Source organism: Pseudomonas sp. 21LCFQ010, from assembly GCF_024129905.1.
Lineage (GTDB): Bacteria > Pseudomonadota > Gammaproteobacteria > Pseudomonadales > Pseudomonadaceae > Aquipseudomonas.
Genome location: NZ_JAMYDZ010000013.1, coordinates 65,103 through 77,422, shown reverse-complemented (window position 1 = coordinate 77,422; position 12,320 = coordinate 65,103). Strand labels below are relative to the sequence as shown.

Here is a 12,320-nt window from a genome sequence, read left to right as displayed (position 1 = left end):
AGACGGCCGCTGCGGGGCATCAACGTTCGCCCAGCTCGCGCATCACCTCATAGAGCGCGGCCTTGGCTTCGAAACCCACCCCCGGAATGTCCGGCAGGCCGACGTAGCCGTTTTCGACGCGGATGCCGTCGGCAAAGCCGCCAAACGGCTGGAACACGTCCGGGTAGGACTCGTTACCGCCCAGGTGCAGACCGGCAGCAATGTTCAGCGACATCTGATGCCCGCCGTGCGGCACCACGCGCCGCGACGACCAGCCCAGCTCCTGCATCACGTCGAGGGTGCGCAGGTACTCCACCAAGCCGTAAGACAGTGCGCAGTCGAACTGCACGAAGTCGCGGTCCGGGCGCATGCCGCCGTGGCGCAACAGGTTGCGCGCATCCTGGTGGGAGAACAGGTTCTCGCCGGTGGCCATCGGCAGGTCATAGTGGTTGGCCAGTTCGGCTTGCAGGGCGTAGTCCAGCGGGTCACCGGCTTCCTCATACCAGAACAGGTCGTATGGCTTGAGCGCTTCGGCGTAGGCAATCGCGGTTTTCAAGTCGAAGCGGCCGTTGGCGTCTACCGCCAGGCGCTTGCCGCTGCCGACCACATCCAGCACCGCTTCGATGCGCGACAAATCTTCGGCCAGCGGCACGGCACCGATTTTCATCTTCACCACGTCGTAGCCACGGTCCAGATAGCTCTGCATTTCGGCCTTGAGCTGGGTGTGGTCCTTGCCGGGGTAGTAGTAACCGCCGGCGGCGTAGACCCAGACCTTGTCGTCGGCTACGCCATTGCGGTAACGGTCGGCCAGCAGCCGGTACAGCGGCTTGCCTTCGATCTTGGCTACCGCGTCCCAGACCGCCATGTCGATGGTGCCCACCGCCACCGAGCGCTCACCATGACCGCCGGGCTTCTCGTTGGTCATCAGGGTTTTCCAGATGGCGAACGGGTCGAGGTTGTCGTTGGCCTGATCGATCAGCGATTCAGGGCTGGCTTCGCTGATCCGCGCCAGGAAGCGGTCGCGCATCAGCGCGCCCTGACCATAACGGCCATTGGAGTTGAAGCCGTAACCGATCACCGGCTTGCCGTCGCGGATCACATCGGTGACCACCGCGACCACCGAGCAGGTCATCTTCGAAAAGTCGATGTAAGCGTTGGCAATGGGCGAGGCAATGGAGACGGTTTTTTCGCGGATATCAACGATGCGCATGGCGCTGTCCTCTTGTTGTGTTGAGCACAACGTTAGGCGCATCCCGCCGTGGCGAATAATGCCGTTATCGCGCCGGGCAATGCCGAAACAGCATTGCCCGAACTTGGCTGGGTACGAAATATTTGCTTTAGGCGTGCTATAACGGTTCACCCCCATGCACAGGCAGCATCACCATGGAACTGGTCTGGCTCGAAGACTTCATCGCCCTGGCCGAACACGGCGGCTTTATTCGCGCAGCGCAAACCCGGCATGTGACCCAACCGGCATTCAGCCGGCGGATTCGTGCGCTGGAGCAATGGATGGGGGTCGAGCTGTTCCAGCGTTCGGCTCAGGGCGCAACCCTGACCCCGGCCGGCGAGCATGTGCTGGCCAGTGTTCAGGATGCCGCAGCACGCCTGTACCGCATCCGCGAAGAAGCCCGTGAGGTGGCCGGCACGGCGGCCAAAAGCCTCCGGTTCTCGGCGACCCATTCGTTGTCGTTCACGTTTTTTCCGAAATGGATCCGCCAGCTCGGGCGTGGCGCCCCGATTGAGGCGGTGCGCCTGCAGTCCGACAGCATGGCCGAGTGCGAGCGACTGCTGATGCACGGTCAGGTGCAGTTTCTGATCAGCCATCGGCACCCGCAGGTGCCACCGAAGCTGCCGCCGGGCCAGTACCTGAGCAAGGCCATCGGTGAGGACAGCCTGATTCCGCTGATGGGCGCCGACGCCGGGTTCAGCGCCGACCTGCAAACTCTGCCCTACCTGGCTTACAGCAAAGAGTCGGGGCTGGGGCGGATCATCGACCATCACCTGCAAGACAAGGCCGGTTACCTGCACCTGCAACCGTCGTTCAGCAGTCATCTGGCCGCGGTGCTCACCTCCATGGCGCTTGAAAACAAAGGCGTGGCCTGGCTGCCCAACAGCCTCACCGAGCAGGAGCGGGCCGACGGCAAGCTGGTGCGGGCGCTGGATGACAGCTGGGACATTCCGCTGCAAATCCACCTGACCCGCCCGCTGGCACCCTTGCCGCCGTTTGCCGAAGCGTTCTGGGCCGGGCTGGACTGAACAGTTTTCAGTTACCTGATCGGCCAAGTCGCTTGGCCACTGGTCTATAACCCGAATGGATGCACCAGCGGCCGGTGCCGCTCAATCTTCACCGGCGCCTCGGCCAGCGGCCATTGGGCCAGGGGCTCGTACTTACCCTTGTAGGACTCATACAGCACGAACTCTCGGGCGCTCAGGTGAAACTCGGTGCCCAACGGCGCCTCCGGCACCTCGCCACGGTAGTCGCGCAGCAGGGTCACGTGGGGCTGAAACTCGCGAGGGTCGACGGCAAAGCCCAATGGCAGCATGGCCTGCTGCAGTTCATACACCCAACGCAAAAAGGCCGCTTGCGGGTACTCCGGCACCAGCACCAGGGCCTGGCTGCGCCGCCAGACCTGCAGTTGGTCGAGCACAATCGACGGCGACGCAGCCAGCGGGCGCAAGCGCGCAGCCGCCTCGGTGATCGCTGGCAGCTGTGACACGCCGACATCGCCCAGAAACATCAGGGTCAGGTGAAAATTCGCCGCCGGTACCGGACGGCCGCCGCGCAGTTTCAAGTCCGAGCGCCAGCGTGAAATGGCCTTGGTTTGCGCACCATCGCAAGGCAAGGCGAAGAACAACCGCTTGAAGGGCTCGTTGGGGGTGAAGTCGTTGCTGCTCATCGGGCGTTCCTCCATGCAGTAATCGGTACCAACATACCCTATTGCGATGGAGGGTTGCCAAGCGGTTGAAGTTCACAGAATTGATTGGCGGTGAACGGAGAACGCGACTCAAGCCCGATAGTGTTCGGTTAAACGCTGCACACCTCTGTGGGAGCGACCTTGGTATGGGCGGCACTCCGACGAAGGGGCCGACAAAGCCCCCCCCCGATGCAATGCAGCGAATGTGCCGCCGCCTTCGCGAGCAAGCTCGCGCCTACAGGCCTTGCCACTCCTGCACCAGCAACTCAACCAGTTCGTGGGCCGGCAGCTCGCGGGCCAGTGGTGCGCCCTGCCCGGCCCAATGCGCAGCAAACTCATGGTTGCCGGCCCTGGCCGCTGCGCCATTGAGCTGCTTGGCCGCATCATAGGCCAGCGGATAAGCCGCAGGCTGCACACCGCCCCGCTCGGCATGCTCGATAAACCGATTGACGATGCCCCGCGCCGGACGCCCGGACAGCGTGGCGGTCAGGCGGGTCACAGCCGCGCGCGGGCTTTTCAGATTGGCGCGATAACCCTGGTTGGCCGCCGACTCGGGGCAGAGGATAAAAGCCGTCCCCAGTTGCGCGGCAACCGCCCCTAGATCCAGTGCAGCCCGAATCCCCTGGCCGTCCATGATGCCGCCAGCGGCAATGATCGGCAGGTCGATGTGCTTGACCAGCAGCCGCACCAGCACCGAAGTGCTCAACCGCTCATCAACCGCCTGCGGGTCGAACATCCCGCGGTGCCCGCCGGCCTCGATGCCTTGAGCAACGATGCCATCAAAGCCCAGCTGTTGGATCTGCAGTGCCTCGGGCAGATTGGTGGCGCTGGCCAATGTGTAAATCCCTGCCTGTTTGAACGCTTGCAGTTGCGCCGCAGACGGCAGGCCGAAATGAAAACTGACCACCGCCGGGCGCGTGTCGAGCAACATCTCGAACAGTTGATCATCGGCGGCAAAGCTCTTGTAGATCTCTGCCAGGGCTGTCGGCGGCTCGGCTGCAAATTCATCGAACAATGGCTGCAAGTGCCTGAGCCAGGCCTGCTCGCGCGCAGCATCGCGCACGGCGGGCGCATGACAGAACACATTGACGTTGAATGGCCGGGCGGTCAGTGCCTGGGTCTGCTCGATCATCTGCCGGGCCTGGGCCACCGTGCTGGCGCCGATGCCCAGCGAGCCCAGCGCACCAGCATTCGATACCGCCGCTGCCAGTTCAGGCGTGGCAACTCCGGCCATGGGTGCCTGGATGATCGGATGGGTGCCCAGCCGGGCAGTAAATGCGTTAGCAAAACTCATGATCGGCTCCACCGGATGCTCAAGTAAAACGGCGATTGATAATTCTCATATAGAGAATAATATAATCACATTATTCCTCAATGGTGAATTTAATTGGATCTGGAAAGCCTGCGCATTTTCGACGCTGTGGCCGCCGAGCTGAGCATCACTCGCGCCGCCGCGCGCCTGGGTCGAGCGGCCTCGAATGTCACCACGCGCATCCAGCAACTGGAAGCAGAGCTTGCCACCGAGCTGTTCATTCGCAGTGGTAAACGCATCGCCCTGTCGCCGGCCGGCCAGCAGTTCCTGAGCTACGCCCGGCGCATGCTGGCGCTGGAGGATGAAGCACGGCAGATGCTCAACGGCAGCGCCGAGGGCGGCAGCCTGCGGGTCGGCAGCATGGAAAGCACCGCCGCCAGTCGCTTGCCCGAGCCGCTGGCCGCCTACAGCCTGGCTTATCCGCAGACCCGTTTACTGATCAGCACCGGCCCCTCGGTGGTGCTGCTCGAGCAGCTTCGTCAGGGCTTGCTCGACTGCGCATTCGTGGCCTTGCCCGAAGATTTGAACGATGAACTGGCGATGGCCACCAGCGGCTTGCAAGGCATGCCGCTCTGGCAAGAACAACTGCTGCTCCTGCTGCCGGCCAGCGAGGCTGAAGTGCAAAAACCTGCTCAGGTACGCACTCGCACCTTGGCGGCGTTCAAATCCGGTTGCACGTATCGGGCGCTGGCCGAGCAGGCGCTGCAAACGGCCAATGATCCGCGCTGGCAGTTTCAGGAATTGGGCTCTTATCACGCCATGCTGGCCTGTGTGGCGGCAGGTGCGGCGGTGACGGTATTGCCGCGCAGCGTATTGCAACTGTGCCAATACCCGGTGCAGTTGCCGACTCTGGACCTCGGCAACCGCACGACCTGGCTGGTGTGGCGACGGGGCTATGCCACACCGGCATTTGAGCGTTTTGCCGAAATAATTCGGCACCATGCAGGAGCGGCTTCAGCCGCGAACAGAGTGCAACCACTTCATGACTAGAGTCGCGAAAGCGCTGTATCAGTCTTCGCAGAACCTCAACCGGTTACCGAACGGATCATGCACTTCCAGCAGCCGCCCCCAGGCCTGCTCGACGATTTGCGGGCGTCCGTAGCCGTATTGCTTGGCGTGCAGCTCATCGCGCAGCGCCTCGACGCCCTGCATCGGAATGAAAATGGTCGCGCCGGGGCTGGCATCGCCATGGTGTTCGGACAGGTGCAGTTGCAGGCCATCGCGCACGATACCCAGGTACAGCGGCAGGCCTGGCTCGAAGCGGTGTTCGAACTCGACACTGAAACCCAGGAAATCCAGATAGAACTCCCGCGCCTTGGCTTCGTCGAAGCTGCGCAGGATCGGGATTGGTTTGGCGAAGCTGATCGCGGCCGGTGCAGCCTGCTCGGGCAGCCGCGCTGCCGCAACATTCCAGTCCTTGTAACCCAACTGTTGGGCGACCAGTTCCAGCGCGGCGCTATGCGACAGCGCGCTATCGGGCAAGGCAGCGCGCAAGCGCCTGGCCATTTGTTTGGCCTGTTCAATGGTGATCATCACAGCTCTCCGGTCGAGGCAGTCCGGTGCCCGCATTGCCAAGCCTCGACGCTTGAAAGCAGCGATAGGGTTGGGTGTGTATAGCGATGCTTTCACCTTCCTGGCCGGTAGAGGACGCAGGGCGAGCGGCGGGCAGCATCAGGCCGGTGCTGATGCTACACCTTGCCAGACGTGCGGGGAACCCGCCGTGGCACCGGCCCTGACCTTTCGCTTTGCAGCCCGATGCCCTACCATGCCGCTCGCCGGTTTCCACCAGGAATTAATAGGGAATCCGTCGCTCGTCAGGTTGCTCGGCCATCTGACCCGCGAACCGGAACTGCCCCCGCAACTGTAGGTGCCGAGCCTGCTCCACGATGCCACTGGGTCACACGATCCGGGAAGGCCGGAGCCGGGCCAGGACGCACCAGTCAGGAGACCTGCCGGCAAAAAATCAACCAACCGGCGGGGTGTCCGGGATGGACATCCGCGCCCGGCTCCGGGTGCAGCCCTGTGCTTATGGGGCTTGTCGATGCCTGTCCGGGCGCCTGCCTTTGTGCAGCTTCGACAGGAGTACCGCAGCATGCTCGCTCGCCTTATCACCCTGGCCGCCACGTTCAGCCTTGCCGGTCTGGCCCAGGCCGCCACCACCCAGTACCCGTTGACCATCGATAACTGTGGCAAGCCACAGACTTTCGCCCAGGCTCCCGAGCGCGCCGTGACCATCGGCCAGGCCGGCACGGAAATTCTTTATTCGCTGGGGCTGGGCGACAAGCTGGTGGGCACCTCGTTGTGGTTCAACAATGTGCTGCCGGAGTTCAAGACGCTGAATGACAAGGTCGAGCGCCTGGCCGACAACGATCCGAGCTTCGAAGCGGTAATCGGCAAGCGGCCGCAACTGCTGACCGTGCAGTTCGAGTGGATGGTCGGCCCACAGGGCGTGGTCGGCACCCGTGAGCAATTCAGCGACCTGAAGATCCCCACCTACCTGCTGCCCTCGGACTGTGAGGGCAAGGACAACCTGGTCGGCGCCGACGGCACCCGCACCCAGAACTTCCAGATCGATACCATCTACAAAAGCGTCAGCCAGTTGGCCGAGATTTTCGACGTGCAGGAGCGTGGCCAGCAGTTGAACGCCGAGCTGAAGGGACGCCTGGACAACGCCACCCGTCAACTGGCCGGCAAGGACCTGAGCAACACCAGTGCGGTGTTCTGGTTCTCCAGCGCCGACCTGGAAATCGACCCCTACGTCGCCGGCCGCCAGGGTGTTGCCGACTTCATGCTGCAAACCCTGGGCGTGCGCAACGTGGTCGAGTCCAGTGAAGAATGGCCGACCGTGGGCTGGGAAACCCTGGCCAAGGCCAACCCGACCTGGATCATCATCGCGCGCATGGACCGTCGGCGCTTCCCGGCGGACGACTTCCAGAAGAAGCTGGAATTTCTCCACCAAGACCCGGTGACCAAAAACATGGACGCGGTAAAAAACAACCGCATCATCATCCTCGACGCTGATGCGATGCAGGCCGGCGTGCGCCTGTTCCGTGGCCTGGAAACCCTGGCCAGCGCGTTTGCCAGTGGCAAGGCCGAACAGCCATGAGACGTTTGGCCTGCTGGCTGCTGCTCGGTATCGCACTGCCAGCGACAGCAGAAGTCTGGGAAGTCAAAATGCTCACCCGTGGCGCCGAGGGCGCCATGGTCTATGAACCGGATCACCTGCACATCGCTGCCGGTGACACGGTGCGCTTCCTGCCCACCCAGAGCGGCCATAACGCGGCCAGCCTGACGGGCCTGCTGCCGCAGGGCGCCGAAGCCTTCAAAAGCCCGCTGAACAAGCCGTTCGAACAGACCTTCAGCGTGCCGGGCCTGTACGGTATCCAGTGCATTCCGCATCTGGCGATGGGTATGGTCATGCTGATTCAGGTGGGTGAAGCAAATAGCCAGGCGGGTCTGCCAGATGATCTGCCGGCGCGGGCCAGAGAGCGTTTTGCTACGCAACTGCAGAATTTGCGGGCTTCACGCTAAGTTGGTGGACGCGCCATTGCATTCGTCGGCTGAGCCGACTCCCACCGGGCCGCGCCGCCCTTAACTGATCGGCATTATCCCGTAGGAGAGGCTTTAGCCGCGAAGGCTTCCCGGCTAAAGCGGATCGCCGCCCGGCCGGTCATTCAGGCCGTTTGAGCAGGCAGGTATCCATGATCCAGCCATTGGCTGCCCTCGCCTGCTCACGCAGCCGCTCGATGTCTTCAGCCACATCGCGCAGCTTGCCTGAAACGAGGATTTCATCTTCCGTGCCCAGGTAAGCGCCCCAGTAGACCTCCAGATCCTGGTCAACCAGGCTGCGCAAGCCATTCCCGGCATCGAGCATCACCACCACACTGTCGACATTATCGGCAAAGCCTTCGGCCACAAGCCGCCCGGGGGTGATCGCGATCGAGCGACCGATATTGTTGAGTGCCACCTTGTGCTGTGCGGCCAGGGCCTGGACGCTGCTGATGCCGGGAATCACCTGATAATCCAGCGCGTGACGCCCGCTCCGGCTGATGGCCTCGATGATACGGATCGTACTGTCATACAACGACGGATCGCCCCAGACCAGAAACGCCCCGCACTGCCCGTCTTGCAGCTCTTCGTCAATCAGCCGCTCGAAGGTCAACTGTTTGGCCGCATTCAGTTCAGCGACGCTCTGCCGGTAATCTTCAGCGTCACCTGCCCGTGACGGGCTCGGCGCTTCGACCATGCGGTAGTCACGGTCCTTGATGTAACGCTCGCAGATGTCCCGCCGCAGCTGGTTGAGCTTGCGCTTGCTCAGGCCTTTATCCATCAGGAAGAACACATCCACTTGATTCAGCGCGTTGACCGCCTGGACAGTGAGGTAGTCCGGGTTGCCGGCACCGATGCCAATGATCAGGATGGTTTTCATGACACCTCCAGCCAGCACAACCACCGGACCCTGTGGGCTTCGAACATCAACGCTTAGGCCGCGCAGCTCTGTGCCGGGGTCGCGGTGACAGCCGCTGGCCAGTTGAGCGCCTTGGCCAGCACGGCAACCTCAGCGCACTTTTGCACGGCGCTGGCCAGCCCGCCGTGCTGTCCGGCATCAGGCAGGCCATCACCGGCTGCGGCGGCCGGACCGTGCAGCAATGAGCACGATGGCGCGACCCACAGGCGTTCACCAAGCCTTTCGTGAGCATGGCGCAACAGCGCCAGCGCCCGGTCCAGATCGCAGCGCTGCGGCTGACGAGCGTCGACCAGCCCCAGCGACAGGATCTTGTAAGCCGGCAAGCGGTCGAGAATCACCGGGTAACGGGCCGGGGCGCAGGCCAGGTCGATGTGCAGGCCATCGACCGGCAATCCGGCGGCCAGGCCAAGGTTGTCTTCCAGGCCACCGAAATAAGTGGCGACCAGCTTCTTCAGCGGTTCGCGCTGCAGCAGGTTGTAGACGCGCTCATAGGCATTTTTCCACTCCTGCGGCAGGTCGAGCACCAGGATCGGCTCATCGATCTGCACCCACTCGACACCCTGGGCAGCCAGACGCTGAAAGATCTGGCCATACAGCGGCAGCAGGCGGTCGACCAGTTCCAGTTTGTTGAACGCCTGGTCCTTGGCCTTGCCCAGCCACAGGTAAGTCAGCGGGCCGATCACCACCGGTTTGACCGCATGCCCCAGCGCATGGGCTTCGTCGACTTCTTCGAACAACTGCTCCCAGCTCAGGGAAAACGCTTGATCGGCGCTGAACTCAGGGACCCGGTAGTGCTCCTGGGTGTCGAACCACCGGCTCATGTCGTCGGCGGTGGCGTTACGGGCCATGCTGAACAGCGTCTGCAACGTCGGCCTGACCTCGCCTTCGCTGCGCACATGCGGCGCGACCACGCCGAACATCAGTGAGTGGCTCAGCACCTGGTCGTACCAGGCGAAATCACCCACCGGCAACAGCTCGATGCCGGCCCCCTTTTGCATTTGCCAGTGCGCGCTACGCAACGCTCGGCCTTTGGCACGCAACCCGGCTTCGTCGAGCTCGCCGTTACAGAAGGCCTCACGCGCCTTGTTCAGTTCATGGTCGCGGCCAGAGCGCGGAAAACCCAGATTATGTGCCAGGGCCATGGTGCAATCCTTCGGTGCAGATATTCGATGGGCCAATTGTCGGCAAGCGCAGCGACTGAGACAAACTCATATAATTTGAGATGAACTAGAGTTTTTCTCATATTCGCATTTATCCCCTGCTCAATCGCCGCTTGGCCGTTCTCGCCATGTCGCTCTCAGACAACAGGCACCCACGCCACCAGTCGACAATAAGCGCCTTGACCTACCGGTAGCGACATGATGATCAGCCTCAAGCAGGCCCTTAACGAGCAGCCTTTCGTTTGCCTCGTCGAATTCGTGCCCAAGCCCACCGCGAAAAGCTTCGAATCGTTCGAGACGCTGATGCAGCGCGGCGATTTCTGCGGCTGGCCGTTGCTCGGCACGATTGCCGACCGGGTCGGCAGCCGTTTCGACCTGACGCCGCTGGATGCCTACAGCCGCCTGTCGCGTCCGGTGCCGGCGCTGGTGCATTTTTCCGGCAAGGACCGCGAGCGCGCTGACCTACTCGGTCAGCTCGAACGCATCGACAATCTGGGGCTTGAGCAGTTGTTCATCGTCACCGGCGACCGGCTGCCCGGCCATGAGCCGGGCCAGCAGCCGGTGCGTTACCTGGAATCGGTATCGGCCTTGATGATCGCCCGGCAGGCGCGCCCGCACTGGCTGCTGGGCGCGGCGCTGAACCCGTTCAAGTACCGCGAAGAAGAAAGCGGCGCGCAGTATTTCAAGGCTGAGAAAAAGCTCAAGGCCGGTGCGGATTTTCTCAGCCTGCAACTGGGCTTCGATGCGCAAAAGCATCTCGAAGCCCTGGCCTGGATGCGCCGCCAACCCTCGCCCAAGCCAATGCTGGCCTGTGTCATGGCGTTGACGGCAGGCCGGTCCAGAATGCTCGAGCATGTGGCCGGGACGGTGGTCAGCCCCTCGATGCTCGAAACAGTGAACGCCGAGGCCGCCGTTTCGAAGGAGTTCGCTCAACAACGCAGCATCAGCCGCCTGGGGTTGCAGATTGTCGGTCTGAAACTGATGGGCTATGCCGGAGTGGAGCTCTCTGGCGTGCACGACGCCACGCAGATGCACGCGCTGGAACAGGCGGTCAACGACTGGCAGGCGCAGATTACCGATCTTGAACAATGGTCCAGCGCCTGGCAGGCCAGTTGGCAGATGCCAGGGCTGGCACCGGTGAGCTTTCAGCCGGCCGGCGAAACCTGGCAACCGGGTCAATCGCAGGCCAGGGCCAGCAACAAAGAGCAGCTGCGTTACCACCTGATGGACGCCCTGCATCACCAGCTATTCAGCCGCACCACCTGGCTGAGCCGGGCATTTGGCTGGGCCGTGCGGCGGCCAGTGTGCGCGACGGCGGGTGGTGCGCGCCTGTTGCACCGCCTGGAGCGCAGTGCCAAACGCCCTATGGTTGGCTGCGATAGCTGTGGCCGCTGCCGCCTGCAAGACACCCTCTACGTGTGCCCCGAGACTTGCCCCAAAGGCCTGGCCAATGGGCCTTGCGGCGGCACAAAGCTTAACCGCTGCGAGTTTGGCGACCGCGAATGCATCCACAGCATCAAGTACCGCATCGCCAAGACCGTGCAGCAAACCGACGTGCTGAGCGACCGGCTGATTGCCTGCATCCCGGTCGAGACCCGGCATCGCAGCTCCTGGCCGCAGTGGTTTGAGGATGCAGTGCCCTCGGTGCAAAGCCCCCAGTTGATAGCAACCCGGCGCTCGCAAGAGCCGGTCGACGCTCCGGTTGCTAGCAAATAAAGCGGTACATTCGCAGCAAATGCTGTGACTTTACCGGCCAGACACTAAAGATTTAGATGGTCACCAGCCCCCTCACCCCTTGCGCCTCCATATGCTCGCCCCGGCCCTGCTGGACAATCTCACCGCGCGACATGACCAGATACTGGTCGGCCAGCTCGGCGGCAAAGTCGTAGAACTGCTCGACCAGCACAATGGCCATGTCGCCCCGCTCGGCCAGGCGCTTGATGACTGCGCCGATCTCCTTGATCACTGATGGCTGGATACCTTCAGTGGGCTCGTCGAGGATCAGCAGCCGCGGGCGGCTGGCCAGGGCACGGCCGATGGCCAGTTGCTGTTGCTGGCCGCCAGACAAATCGCCGCCACGGCGCTGCTTCATTTGCAGCAGCACCGGGAACAGTTCGTAGATAAAGGCCGGGACCTCTTTGGCCTCGCTGCCGGGAAAACGCGACAGGCCCATCAACAGGTTTTCCTCGACCGTCAGCCGGGCGAAGATTTCCCGGCCCTGCGGCACATAGGCAATCCCGGCCTGGACTCGCTGGTGCGGTTTGAGGCTGTTGATGTTCTGCCCCTCCCATTGCACCGCGCCTTCGCGGGCCGGCAACAGGCCCATCAGCACCTTGAGCAGGGTGGTTTTGCCGACGCCGTTGCGGCCCAGCAGGCAGGTCACTTCGCCGACGTTGGCCTGGAACGACAGGCCGCGCAGGATATGGCTGCCGCCGTAGTATTGATGCAAGTCGCTTACTTGGAGCATGTGGATTCCTCGAAATTGC

General features: G+C 62.8%; 11 protein-coding genes, 1 pseudogene and 1 riboswitch. Of the genes and pseudogenes, 5 read left to right on the top strand and 7 right to left on the bottom strand.

The genetic code is table 11. From position 1 onward, the window contains the following. Window positions 1-19 precede the first annotated feature (19 nt). The gene (locus NJC38_RS16230) at window positions 20-1,189 is read right to left on the bottom strand and encodes a mandelate racemase/muconate lactonizing enzyme family protein (RefSeq protein ID WP_253115753.1); all 1,170 of its coding nucleotides are present in this window, start codon (window positions 1,187-1,189) and stop codon (window positions 20-22) included. Window positions 1,190-1,362: 173 nt separating this feature from the next. Between NJC38_RS16230 and NJC38_RS16225 the strand changes: the two genes are divergently transcribed. Continuing rightward, entirely contained in the window at window positions 1,363-2,235 is an 873-nt protein-coding gene (locus NJC38_RS16225; protein WP_045491812.1) for a LysR family transcriptional regulator, read from the top strand. A gap of 44 nt (window positions 2,236-2,279) precedes the next feature. Here the strand turns inward: NJC38_RS16225 and thpR are convergent, their stop codons facing one another. Both thpR and NJC38_RS16215 read right to left on the bottom strand, forming a co-directional pair. Further along, window positions 2,280-2,876, bottom strand: coding sequence for an RNA 2',3'-cyclic phosphodiesterase (gene thpR / locus NJC38_RS16220; protein WP_045491813.1), 597 nt, complete (start codon window positions 2,874-2,876; stop codon window positions 2,280-2,282). A gap of 253 nt (window positions 2,877-3,129) precedes the next feature. After that, window positions 3,130-4,188, bottom strand: a complete 1,059-nt coding sequence (locus NJC38_RS16215) for a nitronate monooxygenase (protein WP_253115749.1) — start codon at window positions 4,186-4,188, stop codon at window positions 3,130-3,132. Between the two features lie 93 nt (window positions 4,189-4,281). Here NJC38_RS16215 and NJC38_RS16210 point away from each other — a divergent pair, with 93 nt between their 5' ends. Then, window positions 4,282-5,196 (top strand): LysR substrate-binding domain-containing protein, encoded by a 915-nt coding sequence (locus tag NJC38_RS16210; RefSeq protein WP_253115747.1) that lies wholly within the window; start codon window positions 4,282-4,284, stop codon window positions 5,194-5,196. An 18-nt stretch (window positions 5,197-5,214) separates the two neighbouring features. On the opposite strand, the gene NJC38_RS16205 is transcribed toward NJC38_RS16210, so the two are convergent. Then, on the bottom strand, window positions 5,215-5,739 hold the full coding sequence (locus NJC38_RS16205; RefSeq protein WP_253115745.1) for a glyoxalase superfamily protein: 525 nt from the start codon (window positions 5,737-5,739) through the stop codon (window positions 5,215-5,217). Between the two features lie 226 nt (window positions 5,740-5,965). Next, a riboswitch (cobalamin riboswitch) is annotated at window positions 5,966-6,178 on the top strand. 120 nt (window positions 6,179-6,298) lie between these two features. Here NJC38_RS16205 and NJC38_RS16200 point away from each other — a divergent pair. Both NJC38_RS16200 and NJC38_RS16195 read left to right on the top strand, forming a co-directional pair. Continuing rightward, window positions 6,299-7,312, top strand: a complete 1,014-nt coding sequence (locus tag NJC38_RS16200; RefSeq protein ID WP_253115743.1) for an ABC transporter substrate-binding protein — start codon at window positions 6,299-6,301, stop codon at window positions 7,310-7,312. Beyond that, entirely contained in the window at window positions 7,309-7,737 is a 429-nt protein-coding gene (locus tag NJC38_RS16195) for a pseudoazurin (RefSeq protein ID WP_253115741.1), read from the top strand. The genes NJC38_RS16200 and NJC38_RS16195 overlap by 4 nt, the downstream gene beginning before the upstream one ends. Window positions 7,738-7,876: 139 nt before the next feature. Here NJC38_RS16195 and cobF read toward each other — a convergent pair whose 3' ends face one another. Together cobF and NJC38_RS16185 are read right to left on the bottom strand one after the other, a co-directional pair. Continuing rightward, a complete protein-coding gene (gene cobF / locus NJC38_RS16190) occupies window positions 7,877-8,635 on the bottom strand; it encodes a precorrin-6A synthase (deacetylating) (RefSeq protein WP_253115738.1) in 759 nt (252 codons plus the stop codon). Window positions 8,636-8,742: 107 nt separating this feature from the next. Next, window positions 8,743-9,816: pseudogene (locus NJC38_RS16185) on the bottom strand (5-methyltetrahydropteroyltriglutamate--homocysteine S-methyltransferase); the annotation flags it as partial. Between the two features lie 219 nt (window positions 9,817-10,035). On the opposite strand from NJC38_RS16185, the gene NJC38_RS16180 reads away from it, so the two are divergent. Next, on the top strand, window positions 10,036-11,550 hold the full coding sequence (locus tag NJC38_RS16180) for a methylenetetrahydrofolate reductase C-terminal domain-containing protein (RefSeq protein ID WP_253115880.1): 1,515 nt from the start codon (window positions 10,036-10,038) through the stop codon (window positions 11,548-11,550). Window positions 11,551-11,602: 52 nt separating this feature from the next. Here NJC38_RS16180 and urtE read toward each other — a convergent pair whose 3' ends face one another. Then, window positions 11,603-12,301 carry an urea ABC transporter ATP-binding subunit UrtE gene (urtE, locus tag NJC38_RS16175; RefSeq protein WP_253115736.1) on the bottom strand — a complete coding sequence of 233 codons (699 nt, stop codon included), beginning with the start codon at window positions 12,299-12,301 and terminating at the stop codon, window positions 11,603-11,605. Window positions 12,302-12,320: the final 19 nt, after the last annotated feature.